The sequence below is a fragment of the Variovorax flavidus genome, assembly GCF_030317145.1.
GTDB lineage: Bacteria > Pseudomonadota > Gammaproteobacteria > Burkholderiales > Burkholderiaceae_C > Variovorax > Variovorax flavidus.
The window spans coordinates 305620-324529 of record NZ_JASZYE010000004.1 but is presented as its reverse complement, the minus strand read 5'-3'; the positions used below and the strand labels follow the sequence as shown (position 1 = coordinate 324529).

Below are 18910 nucleotides of genomic sequence, written 5' to 3'. Positions count from 1 at the left end.
AGTATGAAGGCGGTGTGAAGTCTCGAACGACGAATCCATGTGCAGGGAGTCTTCGTAGCGGGCAATGGGAGGGACGCGTTGTACTTCCGCTTCTGGCCGATTCAAGCCCATCGGACTACTGCTCTGTTTAGGGAACCTTGACTCGCAAGCGCTTCTGCATCGTCTTGTTGTAGAGGTCGACGGCAGCGGTCTTTCCCGCACCGCTGGTGAGCGTGAAATTGAACACCTTGCGAGAGGTAACGTAGCCCAAGTACAGGTACGTCGTTTCAGAGGTCTGGGCCGTGAAGCTGAGCTCTAGGCCACCACCGCCGGAGTAGGGCTTGACGCTCCGACTAATGACGCTCACGGGTCCCACAGAGGCATGCTCAAGCGCCCTGTGTCGACCATCCAAATTGACCTCAGCAACGGCCGCCCACTTGTCCTCTGGAACCTCATAGAAATCGACACTCACCGTGATGCTGGCTTGCTCCTGTTCCGAATACCAGTTCAGTGTCCTTTCTTCTGCGGTCGGAACTTGCTTCCAATCTCCAGGAAGGCTGAGCATGAACTCGTTGTAGTCGTACGGGTAGAGCTTTTCCTCCGGCTGCGATGGAGCCGCCGAAGGAAGGCTGAAGGAATAGCTGAACTTCATTGTTGGTGCTGCTTCAAAGCGCGCTGGTGGCTGATTGTTGTCCGCTTTGCCGTCAGTGCGCACGCACGTCGAACGCCGCGGCCGAAGGTCCGCTCATGGCCGCATTCTGCTGTCGCCTACGCATGTCCCAACTCGTCGAGCCGACGAAACTCCTCGCCCTCGTCCTCGGACGCTTGGAAGATGTTCCGCAGGGTCTGCGGCGTGATGGGTCTGCCAGCCTCGGCGACAAGTGGTTGATGCCCGCCGTCCTCGATGGCCGATAGGAGTGCCCGCGCCTTCGCGAAAACGTCTTCGGCTCGGTTTCCGAAAAGCTCTTGGTCAAACAATGGCTCGCCCTCCGACAGACGACGACGCACCTCGAGCACACCTAGGTTCGTAATCCGGCGAACATCGCCCACGAGCGAGACGGAGGGGTCACACGGCGCTATCGAAATGGTCACGCGGCTCATCGTCGCTGGGAGGTGATGGTGAATGGCGGGTTTTGGCCGTCAGCGGCTGGCCGAAATTTGTCTGCTGCTCATGTCGTTCGTCGCTGCTGCCCGCGCGTTTGATGTCAACCCGCAGGCCTGGGTGAGAGGACAAAGTTAAAGACCTGCCGACAGTTCTTGCGCACCGCGTCACGTTTGTACAGGGTTTCCTCGATAGTTCGAACAGCTGCTGCGTCGAACACGTTCTGTGGCTGCGATTCATCAACGCGAACATTCCTTGCTCGCCCCGAGCCATCGAGGTCATAGAGCACCACAACCCACCCTTCCGTCTTGGCCGCCCGAGCCGCACTGGGATACATCGGGCCGGCGAATCTTTCAATCTCTGAAGTGCATCTCTGGTCAGCCGCGGAAGACTGCGGTTTCGAATGGTTGGCACAGCCTGCGAGCAGCGTTGCGAGCAGGAAAAGCCCAAGACAAGAAGCACGGAGGGGAAGGTGAAAGGTCATGAACAAATGTGCTGGTCGAGTGAATTGACCGGGTCGTCGGATGACCGGTTTTGGCCGCATTCCGCCCGTCATCGGGCGAGGCCAAATCGCTGCCAGAGGTCGGCGCGAATGCGGTCCAGCGGCTGGTTCAATTCGACGCGCTCATCGAAGTCTTCGCCCCATACGTTGTAGTCCGCAAATGAGCCAGCCCCTCGATTCATGGAAGCATAAATGGACCTGGCGTCTTCCATTCCTTCCGCGGACGCGAGAGCTGCACGCGCGGCCGTCACGCCTCTCAGCCAGTTCTGCTCGCCACGAGCGCGGAGCAGCGACTCAAGCTGCCGCAGGAGTTCCTCGATGGATGCTTCGTTCGATGGCACAACTAGCCCTTCGTCTGGAATGTCTGGTTCTGGCCGCATCCTGCCGTCTGTCATGAATTCACGCTCCATGCGCTCGCCTTCCACTTCTTCCAAGTCGACCACGCCGCGTACAACGGGACGCAGGCCCAGAAGGTAAGCGCGATGGCGAACTGAACAGGATGCTCCGCGTACGTGATGACTTTCGCGTTCCTGGCTAAGGCAAGGGTTGCGCCATGGGACAGACCTCGAGTCACCCAGTACGCTCCGAACATGACTGAACCGCCGGTGAGAATGAGAGCCATCAGTAGCTTTACGCGCAGCCAGGCCGACTCTCTCCCGAGCTTTCTTTCCAGCCATCCAGACCACATTGCCCCCACGAGGAAGCCCGCGCACGCAACAAGTGCGACGCACGTTCCCAGCGCGAGCCCAAGCAGTAGAAAAAATCCTAGCAAGCTGCCATGAAAGCTTGGCCCCGGAGGATTGATGGCGAGTACAACGCAAAGCGACGGAACAAGGCCAGCGAGCCATCTACAGCTGTACGCCGCCCAACGCAGACGAAATGCGCTAGTCAGCTCGCTCGAAGTTCGAATAGGTCCCATATGGCCTGATTGTCATGAACGTCAGGTTTGTGCGCACTCGCTCCAGGTCAAGCATCCTTAATCCGGCGCAAGGTCGTTGTGCACAAGCCGCGAACGTTTGCTGTCGGGCGAGATATGAGACACGGCCGACCAACCGGTTTTGGCCGCCTGCTGTCAACTGGACGAGTGTTTCGACCGCCCACGGGTTGAATCGCCCTCCCAGAGCATCCCCGCGCCGAACCCAAGGAGCACCATCACGACGCCATACCAGCCGTCGACCCAGCCGAGAACACTGCATAGGACGAAGGCCACGACTGAGGCACTTAGAACTGCGATTCCTACACGCCGCGAAGGTCTGCTCCTGGCCGACTGCGGCTAAGCAGATGGACACCCTTGCTCCGCCAAAGTCAACGTGAGTTCCACATCCGGGTGCCGAGCTCTCAGCTCTTGCTCAAACTGGATGATTTTTGGCGGGCGCGTAGCCCGGCAAGCCACAATCAGAACCCTCCTTGGCTTGATGCGCAGAACTTCATCCACCACCGTCGTGGCGATAGCAGACTTGACCTTGTTCACTTGATAGTCACTTGGTGTGATGCGGACCTCGACGGGCTTGGACGCGAAGCAGCCGGCAAGTGCTATCGACGCGAGCGCAGTAAACCAACGAACAAATCTCATAGCTCTCCAAAACTGGTTGATGCCCCGGCCATCGAACAGGTTGCTCGGTCCCGTCAGGCCGTCGAGTCGACTGACCGCTTCTGGCCGGATTCTGCCGAAGCGACGCGCGGGCCGCTTCAACGAGCTTCGTGCCGGAGGAAACGAAGGACCTGAGCGACACCACGGCGTTCCGCATCGGCTCTGAGCGATGCGAGACTCGAATATGCACCGTCGACAGACTCCTCGTTCGCGGGCGACTCGGCTTCCAGCTTCGCCGCGCGACCTTCAATCCAAGCTGAATAGGTGTGCCATGTCGCGTCGTCCGCGTGTTCGCGGAGATACGCCGCTCGACGCAGGTTCCACGACCACCCATCAACACCGTGCGGCACGAAGCCTTCGTCAAGAAAGACCGCAGAGGTCGCAAGCCGCAAACGCACTGGTTCCAGCACGCGGTCAAAGTCGTTCAAGAATTCCGCCGCCGAGGCGGCCACCGAACCGTCGTGTATCGCGAGCAGGTGAACGTTGCCCGCGTGCAGGTGTTCAGGGCCAATCAACTGGCTCAAGGTGAGACGAAAAGATAGATGTCCCGCCGTTCCTTCTTCGTGGCCGAAGGCCCGGTCGATTGTCGCCTCAATACTAGAGAAGACCACGTTTACGGTGCACGCAAGACCCAGCATTTCCGGCGAAGGCAAGCCCAGGCCGGTCGGGCCAAAGGGCTCGTGAACAATCAGCTTGTGTTGGACGTCCTCAGATGGCTGTCGAAGCATCGTAAGCCTGGATGAGGGACGCTCTTCCAGCGCCCAACCTCGACGTTCGAATTCATCGGCGAGGTGCCAGAACGCCCCTGTCACTGCTGCTTTCCTCAAAGTCGACTTCATTGGCTCATGTGTAGTGAAAACGAGCGAACTGAGACCGGCGCGCGACGGTCCGCTTCTGGCCGCATCCTGCCCGACGTCGAGTGGGTGTGCACGCGCTTCACGCCTCGCCATCGCAACCCGCGACTAGATCTCCGAGAGGCCTTCCCGCCGCCCTCCCTTGTTTGCGCATTTATTGCGTTGTTCGCGCATTTAATGACTTGTTCGCGCATTTATTTACCTAGAACACGATCTACGCCCTGTCACCACATACCGGGAATACCCGCACAGAAAAATCCCGATCCTTGCCTACATTGCTTGTATGCAAGAAAGCGAAAGACTTGCATGCAACCTTCCTCACGGAGATCTCCATGCCCCGTTTCGCCAAATCGCTCTTCGGTCAGGTGGTCATCGCGCTGGTTCTTGGCGTGGTGGCGGGCCTGTTCTTTCCTGATTTCGCCGTCAAGCTCAAGCCGCTGGGTGACGGCTTCATCAAGCTGATCAAGATGATCATCCCGGTGCTGGTGTTCTGCGTGGTGGTGCACGGCATCGCCGGCGCGGGGGACCTGAAGCGCGTGGGGCGCGTCGGCGTCAAGGCGCTGATCTACTTCGAGGTGCTGACGACCATCGCCCTGGCACTCGGGCTGGTGCTGGCCTTCGTGTTCAAGCCGGGTGTCGGCATGAACGTGGACCCGTCGAAGCTCGACCCCGCGGCCATGAGCGCGTACGCATCCAATGCCGACAAGCTCACCAGCGGCGGCACGGTCGAGTTCCTCATGAAGCTCATCCCGACCACGGTGGTCAATGCTTTCGCCACGGGCGACGTGCTGCAGGTGCTGCTGTTCGCGGTGCTTTTCGGTTGCGCGCTCTCGCTGCTCGGCGAGCGTGGCCGCCCGGTGGGGATGGTGGTCGATGCGCTCTCGCTGGTGCTGTTCAAGATCATGGGCATCATCATCAAGCTGGCACCGCTGGGCGTGCTGGGAGCCATTGCATTCACGGTGGGGCAATACGGCATCGGCTCGCTGAAGCAACTCGGCATGCTGGTAGCGCTGTTCTATGCCGCGGTGCTGCTCTTCGTCTTCGTGATCCTCGGGCTGGTCATGCGGCTCTCGGGCTTCAGCCTCATCAAGCTGCTGCGCTACCTGCGCGAAGAGCTCACCATCGTCTTCGCCACCACCTCGTCGGACAGCGTGCTGCCGCAGATCATGGCCAAGCTGCGCCACATGGGCATCCGTGACTCGACGGTGGGCCTGGTGATTCCGACCGGCTACTCGTTCAACCTCGACGCCTTCTCCATCTACATCACGCTCGCCGCGGTGTTCATCGCGCAGGCGACCAACACGCCGATCTCGATGGCCGACCTGCTGACCATCCTGGCGATTGCACTGGTCACGTCGAAAGGCGCGCACGGCGTGCCGGGCTCGGCCATCGTGGTGCTCGCCGCGACCCTGCATGCCATTCCCGCCATCCCCGCGATCGGACTGGTGCTGGTGTTGTCAGTCGACTGGTTCATGGGCATCGCCCGCGCACTGGGCAACCTCATCGGCAACTGCGTCGCCACGGTCGCCATTGCCGCCTGGGAGGGCGACATCGATCGCGAACGCGCCCATGCCGTGCTGAACGGCACGCATTCGCCCGAAGACGAACCGCTGGCCGAAGCCGAGCCCAGCCCCATCGCCATCCAGCCTGCGCATTGAGGTGCCCGAATGATCGAAGTCTCCCCCACCACGATCGCCGAGCGCGTCGTCGAAGCCATCCTGGCGCAGAAGCTCGCGCCCGGCGAACGGCTCGGCGAGCAGGCGCTGGCGGAGAACTTCGGCGTCAGCCGCACCATGGTGCGCGAGGCGCTGATGCAACTGCAGGCACGCGGTTTCGTGGAAGTGCAGTCGCGCCGGGGCTGGTATGTCGTCGAGCCCTCGGCCGAAGAGGCGCGCGATGCCTTCGCCGCGCGACGCATCGTCGAGTCCGGCATCCTGGCCGAAGCCGGCCGCCCGCTCTCCAAGGTGATCCGCAAGCTGCGCGAGCACATCGCCGACGAGAAACGCGCCATCGCCGGCGCTGATGCCGCCACCCGAGCCTTCCTCCTCGCGGACTTCCACGTGTGCCTTGCAGACCAGATGGGCCATCGCCTGCTTTGCGACGTGCTGCGCGACCTCACCGCCCGCACCACGCTCGCGGCCACCCTCTTCCAGTCCAAGCACGAAGCCTCGCAATCCTGCGCCGAGCACGCAGCCATCGTCGCTGCCCTCGAAGCAGGCGACACCCCACGCGCACGGCAACTCATGCTCGACCACATCGGCAACGTCGAACAAGCGCTGCAGGTCGAAGCCACCGCCGACCCCACGGCCGACGAACGCCTGCGCACGACGCTGGCCCCCGTGGCGCTGCCGCGCGCGATGCGCTGAACAACAGGCCAAGGTGGGCGACTACACGAAGTAGGTCAGTTCGGGCGCAGTCGAGGCCAGAGGGAGCGTTTAGGATCGCTTTCCATGAATTCCCCAGCCTTGCAGCGCGGCACCTTCCTTTTCCTGCTGGCCGTTGTCACGATCGCGTTCGGCTGGATCCTGCTTCCCTTCTCCGGTGCGGTCATGTGGAGCGTCGCGCTCGCGATCCTCTTCACACCGATCTATCGGCGGCTCGTCAAGAGGATGGGCGGGCGGCGCAACCTCGCCGCCTTCACGACGCTCCTGCTCGCGACGATCATCGTGGTCATCCCCCTGGTGGTCATCACCGTGTCCGTCGTCGACGAGGTGTCCGTCGTCCAGCAGATGATCCGCTCCGGCGACATCAGCTTCACCAGCTACTTCCAGCAGATCGTGAACGCCCTTCCCCATTGGGCGCTCGACCTGCTCAACCGCTTCGGGCTCGGCAATGTCGAAGGCTTCATCGGCCGTGTCTCGCAATCCGCGCTCAAGAGCAGCCAGCTGATCGCGACGCACGCCGTCTCCATCGGGCAGAACACCTTCGAGTTCCTGGTCAGCTTCGGCATCATGCTGTATCTGCTGTTCTTCCTGCTGCGCGACGGCGCCGAACTGTCGAAGACCATACGCAACTCGCTGCCTCTCGCGAAGCCGCACACGCATTACCTTCTCAACAAGTTCACGACCGTCATTCGCGCCACCATCAAGGGCAACATTGCCGTCGCGGCGGCGCAAGGCATCATCGGCGGCATCGCCTTCTCCTTTCTGGGCGTGCAGGGCGCGCTGCTCTGGGGCGTGCTGATGGGCTTCCTGTCGCTGCTGCCCGCGGTCGGCGCGGCGTTGATCTGGGCGCCGGTGGCGATCTACTTCCTGGCCGTCGGCGACATCGGCAAGTCGCTGACGCTGATCTTCATCGGCGTGTTCGTGATCGGGCTGGTGGACAACATCCTGCGGCCGCTGCTGGTCGGCAAGGACACGCAGATGCCGGACTACATCGTGCTGATGTCCACCATCGGCGGTATCGCGCTCTTCGGCATCAACGGCTTCGTGATCGGGCCGGTGATCGCCGCGCTGTTCATGGCGGCGTGGGACCTGTTCGCCTCCTCGGGCGAAGGCGAGCGCGACATGCCGCCCCTACCCTGAGCGGCTGCTCCACCAGTTCTCCCCGAAGCGCCCCTGCAGGAAGGCGACGAAGCCCGACACCTTGCCCGGCACCAGCTTGGGCGACGGAAACACGGCATGGATTTCCTGCGCGGCGAGCGCGTGGTCGGCCAGCACCTCCACCACCTGCCCTGAAGCCAGCGAGTCGCTCGCCACGTAGCGCGGCATCAGCGCAACGCCCAGCCCCGCGCGTGCGGCGGCCAGCACGGCCGATACGTTGTTCGACCGCAGCCGGCCCGACACCGGCACCGTGACGGGTTCGCCCTTGGGCGTCTGCAGGTGCCAGACATCGTCGCCGACCACGCTGCTGTAGATCAGCGCCACATGCGCGCTCAGGTCTTGCGCCTTCTTCGGCGTGCCGTGCTTCTTGAGATAGGCCGGCGCAGCCACCATCACCCAGGGGTTCATGCCGAGGAAGCGTGCCCCCAGCGACGAGTCGGCGAGCTTGCCCATGCGGATCGCGACGTCGATCCCCTGGGCCACGAGGTCGACGTAGCGATCCTCGAAGCTCAGGTCGACCTGAACCTGGGGATTCCGCGCCATGAATTCGAGCGCCAGCGGCACCACGACGCGGCGGCCGAAGGCGGTCGACGTGCCGATGCGCAGCAGCCCCTGTGCCTGGGACTGTCGCAGCTTCACGATGCTCTCGGCTTCTTCCGCATCGCGGACGATGGCCTTGCACTTCTCGTAGTAGAGCGCGCCGGACTCGGTCAGGCTCACGCCGCGCGTGTTGCGGTTGAGCAGCCGGACTTTCAGGCGCGCCTCGGTCGCCGCGACCTGCTTGGTCACGGTGGGTTGGGTGGTGTTGAACTCGCGCGCCGCCTTGGAGAAGCTGCCGGTCTCCACCACGCGCACGAACATCTCCATCGCTTGCAGTCGGTCCATCGCATCATCGTAGCCACTTATTCCGCCACGGAATAGGCTTTATGGCACCGCGCCGTCTTCTGCCGGATGCCTCGAATTCCTACAGTCGAGACACCCAAGGAGAATCAACATGGCAAAGATGACCGCGGCCCAGGCCGCCGTGCTCGTGATGGAAAAAGAAGGCGTGACACAAGCCTTCGGCGTGCCCGGCGCCGCCATCAACCCGCTCTATTCCGCCCTGCGCAAGCAAGGCAGCATCGCGCATATCCTCGCGCGCCACGTCGAGGGTGCCTCGCACATGGCCGAGGGCTACACGCGCGCCGTCGCTGGCAACATCGGCGTGTGCATCGGCACATCGGGCCCCGCCGGGACGGACATGATCACCGGCCTCTACTCGGCCTGGGCCGATTCGATCCCGATCCTCTGCATCACCGGGCAGGCGCCGCGCGCAAGGCTCCACAAGGAGGACTTCCAGGCGGTGGACATCGAGTCGATCTCCAAGCCGGTCACCAAGTGGTCCGTCACCGTGCGCGAGCCGGGCCAGGTGCCGCAGGTGTTCCAGCAGGCCTTCCACCTGATGCGTTCGGGCCGTCCGGGCCCGGTGCTGATCGACCTGCCCTTCGACGTGCAGATGGCGCAGATCGAGTTCGACATCGACACCTACACCCCGCTCACGCCCTACCGGCCGGCCGCCACGCGCGCGCAGATCGAGAAGGCCATCGCCATGCTCAATGCGGCAGAGCGCCCGCTGATCGTGGCCGGCGGCGGCATCATCAACGCCGATGCCAGCGACCTGCTGGTGCGCTTCGCGGAGGCCACCGGCGTTCCGGTGATTCCCACCCTGATGGCCTGGGGTTCCATTCCGGACAACCATCCGCTGATGGCCGGCATGTGCGGCCTGCAGACCAGCCACCGCTACGGCAACGCAACGATGCTCGCCAGCGACTTCGTGCTCGGCATCGGCAACCGCTGGGCCAACCGCCACACGGGCTCGGTCGATGTCTACACCAAGGGCCGCACCTTCGTGCACGTGGACATCGAGCCGACGCAGATCGGCCGCGTCTTCACGCCCGACCTCGGCATCGTGTCCGACGCGAAGGCCGCGCTCGAACTGTTCGTGCAGGTGGCGGAGGAAATGAAAGCCGGGGGCCGCCTGCCCGACCGCCGCGCTTGGGCCGGCGAATGCCGCGACCGCAAGAAGACCATGCTGCGCAAGACCAACTTCAACGACGTGCCGATGAAGCCGCAGCGTGTCTACCAGTGCATGAACAACAACTTCAGCAACGACACCTGCTACGTGAGCACCATCGGGCTCTCGCAGATCGCGGCAGCGCAGTTCCTGCACGTCTACAACCCGCGCCACTGGATCAACTGCGGGCAGGCCGGGCCGCTGGGCTGGACCATCCCCGCCGCGCTCGGCGTGCGCGCTGCGGACCCGACCCGCAAGATCGTCGCGCTCTCGGGCGACTACGACTTCCAGTTCATGATCGAGGAGCTGGCCGTGGGCGCGCAGTTCAAGCTGCCCTACGTCCACATCGTGGTCAACAACTCCTACCTCGGCCTCATCCGCCAGGCACAGCGCGGCTTCGAGATGGACTACTGCGTGCAGCTCGGCTTCGACAACATCAACGCCACGGAAGACAGCGGCGTCGAGCGCAGCTACGGCGTCGATCACCTCAAGGTGGTCGAGGGCCTGGGCTGCAAGGCGATCCGCGTTTACAAGCAGGAAGAGATGAAGCCGGCGATCCAGCGCGCCGAAGCGCTCATGGCCGAGTTCAGCGTGCCGGTGGTGATCGAGGTGATGCTCGAAAGAGTGACCAACATCTCGATGGGCACCGAGATCGATGCCATCAACGAGTTCGAACCGCTCGCAGAGCGGCCCGAAGACGCACCCACCGCCATTGCCGCCGCAATGCTGGACTGAACCGAGCACACCTTGCAGGGGGCAACACCTGCGGCCCGGCCGAGCCGGTTCCGCGGTGTTTCCCGCACAAACCGGAAAGACAACACCATGCCGAAATTTGCAGCCAATCTGACGATGCTGTTCAACGAGCTGCCGTTCATGCAGCGCTTCGAGGCCGCCGCCAAGGCGGGCTTCAAGGCCGTCGAGTACCTGTTCCCCTACGCGTACGACAAGAAGGAGCTGGCTGCCGCGCTTCGCGCCAACGGCCTGGAGCAGGTGCTGCACAACCTGCCCGCGGGCAACTGGGACGCTGGCGAGCGCGGCATCGCGTGTCACCCCGACCGCGTGGGCGAGTTCCGCGAAGGCGTCGGCCGCGCGATCGACTATGCGACCGCGCTCGGCTGCCCGCAAGTCAACTGCTTGCTCGGCAAGCTACCCGAAGGCCTGACGAACGGCGATGCGCGCAAGGTGGTCGTCGACAACCTGCGCTTCGCGGCAAAGGAACTGCAGGGCGCGGGCATCCGCCTGCTGATCGAGCCGATCAACAGCTTCGACATCCCCGGCTTCTATCTCACGCGCACCGACCAGGCGCTGTCCCTGATCGACGAGGTCGGCTCGTCCAACCTGCTGCTGCAGTACGACATCTATCACGCGCAGCGCATGGAAGGCGAGCTCGGCGCGACGCTGACGAAGAACATCACGCGCATCGGCCACATCCAGCTCGCCGACAACCCCGGCCGCGGTGAGCCGGGCACGGGCGAGATCAACTACCCGTGGATCTTCAGGCACATCGACTCGCTGGGCTATGCCGGCTGGATCGGGTGCGAATACAAGCCACGCGGCACGACGCTCGACGGCCTCCAGTGGCGCATCAGCCTGACCGCATGACAGACCCCAACGACGCGACGACAAGGAACTCCAGCGACATGTCATCCACCGCACAAAAAATCGGCTTCATCGGACTCGGCATCATGGGCGCCCCGATGGCGGGCCACCTGCTCGAAGCGGGCCACCAGCTCTTCGTCAACACGCACGGCAACGCGCCGGAGCCGTTTGCATCCAGGGCGATGGTCTGCGCGTCGGCCACCGAGGTCGCGCGCCAGGCCGACATCGTCTTCATCATGGTGCCGGACACGCCGGACGTGGAGAAGGTGCTGTTCGGCGAAGGCGGCGTCGCCGCCGGCTTGACCAAGGGCAAGACCGTGGTCGACTGCAGCTCGATCGACCCGATCGCGACCAAGGCTTTCGCGAAGAAGATCGCCGAGCTCGGCTGCGGCTACATCGACGCGCCGGTGTCCGGTGGCGAGGTGGGCGCCAAGGCGGCCAGCCTCACCATCATGTGCGGCGGCGACGAAGGCACCTTCGGCCGCGTGAGGCCCCTGCTCGAGAAGATGGGCAAGAACATCACGCTGGTCGGCGGTGCGGGCGACGGCCAGGTCTGCAAGGTCGCCAACCAGATCATCGTGGCGCTCAACATCGCGGCGGTCGGCGAGGCGCTGGTGTTCGCATCGAAAGCCGGCGCCGACCCTGCCAAGGTGCGACAGGCGCTGATGGGCGGCTTTGCGTCCTCGCGCATTCTCGAAGTGCATGGCGAGCGGATGATCAAGCGCACCTTCGCGCCGGGGTTTCGCATCGCGTTGCACCAGAAGGACCTCAACCTCGCCTTGCAGGGTGCACGAGCGCTCGGCGTGGCGCTGCCGCAGACCGCGAGTGCGGCGCAACTCATGAATGCCTGCTCGGCGCTGGGGCATGGCCAGCAGGACCACTCGGCGCTGGTGCGCGCGCTGGAGGCCATGGCGCAGCACACCGTGGCGCCGGACGCTGCCTGATTCTGTCGGGCACCTGGAGGGCTACCAGGCGATCGGCGCCGACCCGAAGGCCACGAGCTTTGCGTTGACCGCTTCGAACGGATTCGGCCCGCTCATGAAGCCCGGCGCCACCGGATGCGGCAGCGCAACGTCGCCGGCGCGCGCATCCCAGGTGCCCGCCTGGGTGGCGGCCAGCCTCACGCTCTCGCTTGCCAACAGCTTCTGCGCCATGGCACCGAGGCAGAGGAAGACGACCTGTCCGCTCTGGCGTGTCGCCACGGATCGCAGTATCTGGCCGACCACCGGTCGCCAGAAGGGGATGTGGCCGCGCGTCTGCTCCGGCGCACCACCCGACTTGTACCGTGTGATCGTGAGCCCGGCGTTGAGGAAGAGTACGCCCTGAGTCTGTTGCAGCCTGTCGAAGAGCGCACGCGGCGATTCGAGTGCGACGGCGGGCGTGGCAACGTGTCGCACGAAGGCGGTCCAGCTCATCTTCAGCACGGCCGGGTCGCCGGTGCGCGCCGCGACCATCATGCGCAACAGCGCGCGCAGGCTGTTCGCGACGGACGCCGCGGGCAGGCCCCAGACGTCGATGTCGCCCTGTTCGAAGGCGCGGCCGGTCGCGCGGCTCAGCGCCGGATAGGGATCCTGGCCGATCCACACGCAGCGCACATCCTCGGGCGCAATACCATCGAAGGCCCGGAACACGTGCGCATCGATCGGCGCACCGGTCAGAGGCTTGTCGCGACGCGACGGGTAGATGGGCTGCAGGTCGTCATAGGTGAGCGCGCCGCCGACGGCTGTCGGGTTGGGGCTGGCACCGGCGAGCGCAGTGCGCCAGGCTGGCGTGAGGTCGTTGCGCCAGTTGATGGTGAAGTCGTTCAATGCGTCGCGCAGCAAGGCCATGGTGATGCGGCGTTCGCGACCAGAGGTTGCAGCCGATCTGGATCGTGACGTTACGCGGGCCGTCGCGCATCAGACAAACGTGCTATGCCCGAAGCCCGGTCTCTTGCCGCGCTGGCTTCAGTCTCGAAGTTCTCGAGGGCGCTAGTCAAAAGGGGGGATGCGCCGGCGCCTTGCTTCTTCTACGCTCAATGACCACTACAGGTCGCGTCCCCAAGGCGATCCAGTTCCCGCATGCGATATGACGGGTCGAGCGCGAGGCGGCTCCGGAGGGGGAAGATGGACAAGGATTCGAAGTTCGGATTCAAGAGCCTGTCGGACAGTCGGGTGCTCGTCGTGGGGCTCGCCGTCGCAGGGGTGATCTTTGTCCAGAGCACGCCCCTCGAAAACACGCGGCTGCCAGTCAACGAGCCCCAGCATCTTTCGCCACAGGAGATCAACGCCAGGTCATGGCAGGATCCCTTCGCAGCCATCGAAAAGCATCGCTCCGCGGTCCGGAAGAACGGCGGCAGCGCAAACAAGCAGGAAGACGGTCAGGTGCCGACGGACAAGCTCGGCGAATTGATCGCCGCCGGGCCCACCGAAATAATCGTCGCGCTGGTTCCTGACAGGCCCTATTCCGAAGATGGAGAGACTCGCCGACGAATGCGCTACGCGGTGATCGCCGGGCTCAATGCGAAACACCTGGTCTCGGAGCGATCGGAGCGGCTGGGTTACTTCATTCCCAAGCTCGCGTCTTGCGGCGACAAGGCCGGCGCGACCCAGAGCGCGCCGGCGCCGATCCCCTTCGAGTGGTACCGGCCTCCGGTCGCGGGTGCCAGCGCCAAAGTCGACTTGAAGCCGCGGGTCCTGGTCATGTGGCTGAGCACCGAAGATTTCGGCGCCGAGCCTATCTGCCAGCTGACGGCATTGAAGGCGACCTTGCACAGCACAACCAAGACTTGGCGGGTGATCGGTCCTTTCGGATCGGACGGCTTGAAGGCTTTGATCGACGAGACGGAAAAGTCGAATCTCCCGCAGCAGAAGGCAACGTCACTGCGCTTCTATTCGCCCTTCGCGACCGCCACCGACAAACGCTTGCTGGAAGACGTCCGAGAACCTCCCGATCGCCCAAAGTCACTGAGTAGCTTCTTTGACTCCAAGAAGGCTGGCGTCTCGCTGGTGCGGACCATTGGCAATGATGATGCGCTTGCCGATGCATTGATCCAGGAACTCAAGCTCCGGGGCGTGGTGCCCCGGTCGCCGGCGAACTCGAAAGTGGCGCAGGAGCAAGACCCCTGCGCGCTCCATCGGAAGAACGGAAAGGCCCCGCTGAGCCGCATCGCGATCGTCGCCGAGAGGGACACGCTGTACGCACGCAGCATGTTGGGTGAGTTCGGCAACCGGAGCGCGGCCGATGGCTTCTGCATCGACAGCTTCGACTACCTGCGAGGCCTCGATGGCGAACTGCCGACCGACGGCACCTCTGCGCAGCGGCCCGAGGCCGCGCCACGGGCGGCGCAGGCCGCCAAGAACCCCAACGGCGTCGAGGAAGCGGTGTTCACCGAACTTGCTGCCGGCCAGCAGCAGTTCGATTACCTGCGACGGATCGCGGTCCGACTGCGCGAGCGCGACAGCGAATTGCGTCGGGAAAGCGCGGATGACCGGGGCGGTCTGCGTGCGATCGGCGTGCTCGGCACGGACGTTCATGACAAGCTGCTGGTGCTTCAGGCGCTGAAGCCGGAATTCCCCGACGTGGTCTTCTTCACGACCGACATCGATGCCCGCTTCCTGCACCCGCGCGAACAGGGCTGGACGCGCAACATGATCGTCGCCTCCAACTATGGACTGCGACTGAGCGACGAATTCCAGGGCGGCGCCCCGCCCTTCCGTGACAGCTACCAGACCTCGGTGTACCTCAGCACCATGCTCGCGGTCACCGAAGGGCAGAGTGCGCGCCAGAGGAACGCCGGGATTGCGCAGTCGCACGCCAACACGTGGTTCGGCAAGCCGCGCGTCTTCGAGATCGGGCGAACCGCGGCTTTCGATTTCTCCGATCCGGCGCCAGACGTCGACGCCAGGGGTTGCGAATACGACCTGACAAAGTGCACCAACGTGCACCCTCCGGGGTCCGCGCGCTTCCCGGCCCTGCGCTCACTCACGCTGTTCATGTTCTTTTCGTTGGTCGTCCTAAGCCTGTGGCTGACGCCGCTGATGATGTTGCGAAGCGCAAGACAGGCGATCCTGAGCCTCCCGAAGGACAGGCCGACGCATTTCCGCATCGCGGCGACCGGGGGCTTCGTACTTCTGCTCCAGGTCGCATTGCCGCTCTGGCTCACCTCGCGGTGGGTCCAATTCGCGGGATGGCTTACGACCGATGCCAGTCCGCTGGTGGCCTTCGAGGGGATTAGCCTTTGGCCCACCGAGACGATCCGCGCCTTCACGATCCTGCTGTGCGTCTACCTGTTGCTGCGCGGCCAGGCGAAGCTGGCGGAGAATCTCGACGACATCGGCCATGACCTTGATCTCGGGGGAAGCAGGCATCAAGTCGTCGCCGCGGAGCAGGACAATGCCGACCCTTCGCTCCCTGCAAAGCTCTTCTGGCGAGACTACGTTCGACAGAATTCGCTCCTCGCGCGATCCGTCCGTACCGGTGGCGCATTGGTGATGGTATTCCTCGCCGGATGGCTGTTGTTGGAGGCCTTCGGGGATAAAAGCCTTTTTCCGTCTCGCGGCGCTGTCTCCCGCTCCGTTCATGTCTGGCTGGAACTCGTCGTCCTGACGATGATGGGTTTCGTCGTACTGTTCGTTGTCGACACCGTGGTGGCCTGTACGAACTTCGTCGATCACCTGGACGACGCCATCCGGACCTGGCCGCAGGCCACACTGGACAAGTTCAGGGAGCTGGCCAATGTACCGGGCGAGTTGCTGCCCAGCTGGATCGAATTGCAGTTCATCGTCCGGCGGACCAAGGCGGTCGCAGGCCTCGTCTACTACCCGTTCCTCATCCCGTCGCTTCTGATGCTCTCGACCAGCGGCTTCTTCGGTGCCCAGCGCATTCCGATCGGGCCCGTGATCCTGGCCCTGATCGGCGTGGTGGTGGCGGTTTTCTGCGCATGGTCGCTCAACCGCGCGGCGGCGCAAGCGCGCACCCGCATTCTCTGCAAGATCGACGCCGCCTTGATGCGCGCGAAGGGCCCGCCTGCCGCGTCTTCGGAAAAGCCGACGGCGACCATCGACCAGCTCAACTTCTTTCGCGCCAAGGTCGCCGCGCTGGACGAAGGCGCTTTCGCCCCCTTCTGGGAACGGACCATGTTCACCGCCATGCTGATCCCCTTCGCTGCAATCGGCAGCACCTCGCTGGTGGCCGCATGGCTGTCGCGGCTGCTGGGCGGGCTCTGAACGCGAACTTCCTGAACCCGCGTTCCAGGGATGAACAAAGCACCCCCAATGCAGAGCGAATACCAATCGCTTCCCCCCTGCATCACCGAACTTTGGGGTAGCCTCTCTCCTGAGCCAAGAAGCAAGGAGACACTGATGGCAAACACACTATCCCCCGCCGAACAGGCACTGCGCGACGCAGCGCGTGAATACCACCGCTCGCCGGTCAAGGGCAAGATCTCGATCTCGCCCACCAAGCCTCTTCTCAACCAGCGCGACCTCTCCCTGGCCTACTCGCCGGGCGTCGCCTACCCCTGTCTCGACATCGAGGCCGACCCGTCTCTGGCGGCGGAATACACCTCGCGCGGCAACCTCGTCGGCGTGGTCACCAACGGCACCGCGGTGCTCGGCCTGGGCAACATCGGCCCGCTGGCGAGCAAGCCGGTGATGGAAGGCAAGGGCTGCCTGTTCAAGAAGTTCGCCGGTATCGACGTGTTCGACATCGAACTGGCCGAGACCGACCCCGACAAGCTCGTCGACATCATCGCGGCGCTCGAACCCACGCTGGGCGGCATCAACCTCGAGGACATCAAGGCGCCCGAGTGCTTCTACATCGAGAAGAAGCTGCGCGAGCGCATGAACATCCCCGTCTTCCACGACGACCAGCACGGCACCGCCATCATCTCGGCCGCTGCGCTCATCAACGGCCTCGAGCTCGTCGGCAAGAAGATCGAAGACGTGAAGATCGCCGTCTCCGGCGCGGGCGCGGCGGCCATCGCCTGCCTCGACGTGATGGTCGGCCTCGGCGCCAAGCACTCGAATATCTATGCGGTCGATTCAAAGGGCCTGATCTACATCGGCCGCGCGGGCGGCTTCGACGACTCGAAGACGCGCTATGCGCAGAAGGACACCGGCGCCCGCACGCTGGCCGACGTCATGAAAGACGCCGACGTCTTCCTCGGCTGCTCGGCACCCGGCGTGGTCACGCAGGACATGGTCAAGAGCATGGCGAGCCAGCCGATCATCCTGGCGCTCGCCAACCCCGAGCCCGAGATCCGCCCCGAACTCGCCAAGGCCGTGCGGCCCGACTGCATCATCGCGACCGGCCGCTCGGACTACCCGAACCAGGTCAACAACGTGCTGTGCTTCCCGTACATCTTCCGCGGCGCGCTCGACTGCGGCGCGAGCAAGATCACGGAAGAAATGAAGCTCGCCTGCGTGCGCGAGATCGCCGATCTCACCAAGGCCGATATCAGCGAGGAAGTCGCGACCGCCTACGCCGGGCAGGAGCTGTCCTTCGGACCCGACTACATCATCCCCAAGCCCTTCGATTCGCGGCTGATCCTGCGCATCGCGCCCGCCGTGGCCAAGGCCGCGCAGGCTTCGGGCGTGGCCACGCGTCCCATCGAGGACCTGGAAACCTACCGCCAGCACCTGACGCGATTCGTCTACCAGACGGGCATGTTCATGCGACCGGTGTTCACTGCCGCCAAGCTGGCGACCGCCAAGCGCGTGGCCTACGCCGAAGGCGAGGACGACCGGGTGCTGCGCGCTGCGCAATTGGCGGTCGACGAAGGTCTTGCCAGGCCGATCCTCGTGGGTCGTCCGGCCGTGATCGAGGCGCGCATCAAGAAAGCCGGCCTGCACATCCGCCTGGGCACCGACGTCGAGTGCGTCGATCCTGAAGACGATCCGCGCTTCCGGACCTACTGGGAGACGTACCACAAGCTCATGGGCCGTCGCGGCATCTCGCCCGAAGCCTCCAAGGCCATGGTTCGCCGCTCCAACACGACCATCGCCTCGTTGATGGTGCACCTGGGCGATGCCGATGCGATGCTGTGCGGCCTGGTCGGGCGCTTCGACAGCCATCTCAAGATCCTGGACAACGTGCTCGGCCTCAAGCCCGGCGCGCCGGGCTTCGCGACGCTCAATGCGCTCACGCTGGAGAAGTACACGCTCTTCATCGCCGACACCAACGTGCATGAAGACCCGAGCGCCGAGACGCTCGCGAACATCGCGATGATGGCCGCGGAGGAAGTGCGCCGTTTCGGCCTGCCGCCCAAGGTGGCTTTCCTGTCGCATTCCAATTTCGGCTCGTCCGAGCGCGGCTCGGCACGCAAGATGCGGCACGCGCGCGAGTTGTTCGCCAAGATGGCACCCGACATCGAATGCGACGGCGAGATGCACGGCGACGCCGCACTGTCCGAGGACGTGCGGCGCAAGGCCTTGCCTGAAAGCAGGCTCACGGGCGAAGCCAACCTGCTGATCTGCCCGAACCTCGATGCGGCCAACATCCTCTTCAACGTGCTGAAGATGACCGGTGGCAACGGCGTGACGGTCGGCCCGATCCTGATGGGCGCCCAAGGCTCGGCTCACATCCTGACGGCCTCGGCCACTGTGCGCCGCGTCGTCAACATGACGGCGCTGGCCGTGGCCAACGCCAGCTCGACCCGCTAAGCCCGCACCAAAAGAGACGCCCCGTCGCGGTGCACGCGCCGGGGC

16 protein-coding genes are annotated in these 18910 nt (G+C 64.1%); 8 read left to right on the top strand and 8 right to left on the bottom strand.

The features are described 5' to 3' along the window. Window positions 1–127: 127 nt before the first annotated feature. The 6 genes from QTH90_RS21400 to QTH90_RS21375 form a co-directional block, all read right to left on the bottom strand. Window positions 128–631 carry a hypothetical protein gene (locus tag QTH90_RS21400; protein ID WP_286666584.1) on the bottom strand — a complete coding sequence of 168 codons (504 nt, stop codon included), beginning with the start codon at window positions 629–631 and terminating at the stop codon, window positions 128–130. 116 nt (window positions 632–747) lie between these two features. After that, window positions 748–1080, bottom strand: a complete 333-nt coding sequence (locus tag QTH90_RS21395; RefSeq protein WP_286666583.1) for a hypothetical protein — start codon at window positions 1078–1080, stop codon at window positions 748–750. Window positions 1081–1184: 104 nt separating this feature from the next. After that, the gene (locus tag QTH90_RS21390) at window positions 1185–1565 is read right to left on the bottom strand and encodes a TonB family protein (protein ID WP_286666582.1); all 381 of its coding nucleotides are present in this window, start codon (window positions 1563–1565) and stop codon (window positions 1185–1187) included. A gap of 68 nt (window positions 1566–1633) precedes the next feature. Continuing rightward, complete coding sequence (locus QTH90_RS21385) at window positions 1634–2017, bottom strand: hypothetical protein (RefSeq protein WP_286666581.1); 384 nt, start codon at window positions 2015–2017, stop codon at window positions 1634–1636. 839 nt (window positions 2018–2856) lie between these two features. After that, window positions 2857–3276, bottom strand: coding sequence for a hypothetical protein (locus QTH90_RS21380; RefSeq protein WP_286666580.1), 420 nt, complete (start codon window positions 3274–3276; stop codon window positions 2857–2859). Continuing rightward, window positions 3273–4013: a hypothetical protein gene (locus tag QTH90_RS21375; protein WP_286666579.1), complete on the bottom strand. Its 741-nt coding sequence runs from the start codon at window positions 4011–4013 to the stop codon at window positions 3273–3275. Before QTH90_RS21375 ends, QTH90_RS21380 begins: the two co-directional genes overlap by 4 nt. Window positions 4014–4360: 347 nt before the next feature. Here QTH90_RS21375 and QTH90_RS21370 point away from each other — a divergent pair, with 347 nt between their 5' ends. The 3 genes from QTH90_RS21370 to QTH90_RS21360 all read left to right on the top strand — a co-directional run bounded on the left by QTH90_RS21370 (window position 4361) and on the right by QTH90_RS21360 (window position 7552). Next, window positions 4361–5686, top strand: coding sequence for a C4-dicarboxylate transporter DctA (locus QTH90_RS21370; RefSeq protein ID WP_286666578.1), 1326 nt, complete (start codon window positions 4361–4363; stop codon window positions 5684–5686). A 9-nt stretch (window positions 5687–5695) separates the two neighbouring features. After that, a complete protein-coding gene (locus QTH90_RS21365) occupies window positions 5696–6394 on the top strand; it encodes a GntR family transcriptional regulator (protein ID WP_286666577.1) in 699 nt (232 codons plus the stop codon). An 84-nt stretch (window positions 6395–6478) separates the two neighbouring features. After that, on the top strand, window positions 6479–7552 hold the full coding sequence (locus tag QTH90_RS21360; protein ID WP_286666576.1) for an AI-2E family transporter: 1074 nt from the start codon (window positions 6479–6481) through the stop codon (window positions 7550–7552). Here QTH90_RS21360 and QTH90_RS21355 read toward each other — a convergent pair. Further along, window positions 7544–8455: a LysR family transcriptional regulator gene (locus QTH90_RS21355; protein ID WP_286666575.1), complete on the bottom strand. Its 912-nt coding sequence runs from the start codon at window positions 8453–8455 to the stop codon at window positions 7544–7546. The genes QTH90_RS21360 and QTH90_RS21355 overlap by 9 nt on opposite strands. A gap of 109 nt (window positions 8456–8564) precedes the next feature. On the opposite strand from QTH90_RS21355, the gene gcl reads away from it, so the two are divergent. The 3 genes from gcl (at window position 8565) to QTH90_RS21340 (ending at window position 12166) form a co-directional block, all read left to right on the top strand. Then, complete coding sequence (gcl, locus tag QTH90_RS21350) at window positions 8565–10358, top strand: glyoxylate carboligase (RefSeq protein WP_286666574.1); 1794 nt, start codon at window positions 8565–8567, stop codon at window positions 10356–10358. 87 nt (window positions 10359–10445) lie between these two features. Next, complete coding sequence (hyi, locus tag QTH90_RS21345; RefSeq protein WP_286666573.1) at window positions 10446–11225, top strand: hydroxypyruvate isomerase; 780 nt, start codon at window positions 10446–10448, stop codon at window positions 11223–11225. A gap of 38 nt (window positions 11226–11263) precedes the next feature. Further along, window positions 11264–12166, top strand: a complete 903-nt coding sequence (locus QTH90_RS21340; protein WP_286666572.1) for a 2-hydroxy-3-oxopropionate reductase — start codon at window positions 11264–11266, stop codon at window positions 12164–12166. 21 nt (window positions 12167–12187) lie between these two features. On the opposite strand, the gene QTH90_RS21335 is transcribed toward QTH90_RS21340, so the two are convergent. Next, window positions 12188–13051, bottom strand: a complete 864-nt coding sequence (locus QTH90_RS21335; RefSeq protein WP_286666571.1) for a uracil-DNA glycosylase family protein — start codon at window positions 13049–13051, stop codon at window positions 12188–12190. A gap of 276 nt (window positions 13052–13327) precedes the next feature. Here QTH90_RS21335 and QTH90_RS21330 point away from each other — a divergent pair, with 276 nt between their 5' ends. Together QTH90_RS21330 and QTH90_RS21325 are read left to right on the top strand one after the other, a co-directional pair. Beyond that, window positions 13328–16429, top strand: coding sequence for a hypothetical protein (locus QTH90_RS21330; protein ID WP_286666570.1), 3102 nt, complete (start codon window positions 13328–13330; stop codon window positions 16427–16429). A 135-nt stretch (window positions 16430–16564) separates the two neighbouring features. Next, complete coding sequence (locus QTH90_RS21325; RefSeq protein WP_286666569.1) at window positions 16565–18865, top strand: NADP-dependent malic enzyme; 2301 nt, start codon at window positions 16565–16567, stop codon at window positions 18863–18865. The last annotated feature ends 45 nt before the right edge of the window (window positions 18866–18910 follow it).

Coding starts and splice junctions, on each gene's coding strand:
- QTH90_RS21400 (WP_286666584.1), bottom strand. CDS start 631: ATGAAGTTCAGCTATTCCTTCAGCCTTCCTTCGGCGGCTCCATCGCAG.
- QTH90_RS21395 (WP_286666583.1), bottom strand. CDS start 1,080: ATGAGCCGCGTGACCATTTCGATAGCGCCGTGTGACCCCTCCGTCTCG.
- QTH90_RS21390 (WP_286666582.1), bottom strand. CDS start 1,565: ATGACCTTTCACCTTCCCCTCCGTGCTTCTTGTCTTGGGCTTTTCCTG.
- QTH90_RS21375 (WP_286666579.1), bottom strand. CDS start 4,013: ATGAAGTCGACTTTGAGGAAAGCAGCAGTGACAGGGGCGTTCTGGCAC.
- QTH90_RS21370 (WP_286666578.1), top strand. CDS start 4,361: ATGCCCCGTTTCGCCAAATCGCTCTTCGGTCAGGTGGTCATCGCGCTG.
- QTH90_RS21365 (WP_286666577.1), top strand. CDS start 5,696: ATGATCGAAGTCTCCCCCACCACGATCGCCGAGCGCGTCGTCGAAGCC.
- QTH90_RS21360 (WP_286666576.1), top strand. CDS start 6,479: ATGAATTCCCCAGCCTTGCAGCGCGGCACCTTCCTTTTCCTGCTGGCC.
- QTH90_RS21355 (WP_286666575.1), bottom strand. CDS start 8,455: ATGGACCGACTGCAAGCGATGGAGATGTTCGTGCGCGTGGTGGAGACC.
- gcl (WP_286666574.1), top strand. CDS start 8,565: ATGGCAAAGATGACCGCGGCCCAGGCCGCCGTGCTCGTGATGGAAAAA.
- hyi (WP_286666573.1), top strand. CDS start 10,446: ATGCCGAAATTTGCAGCCAATCTGACGATGCTGTTCAACGAGCTGCCG.
- QTH90_RS21340 (WP_286666572.1), top strand. CDS start 11,264: ATGTCATCCACCGCACAAAAAATCGGCTTCATCGGACTCGGCATCATG.
- QTH90_RS21335 (WP_286666571.1), bottom strand. CDS start 13,051: ATGGCCTTGCTGCGCGACGCATTGAACGACTTCACCATCAACTGGCGC.
- QTH90_RS21330 (WP_286666570.1), top strand. CDS start 13,328: ATGGACAAGGATTCGAAGTTCGGATTCAAGAGCCTGTCGGACAGTCGG.
- QTH90_RS21325 (WP_286666569.1), top strand. CDS start 16,565: ATGGCAAACACACTATCCCCCGCCGAACAGGCACTGCGCGACGCAGCG.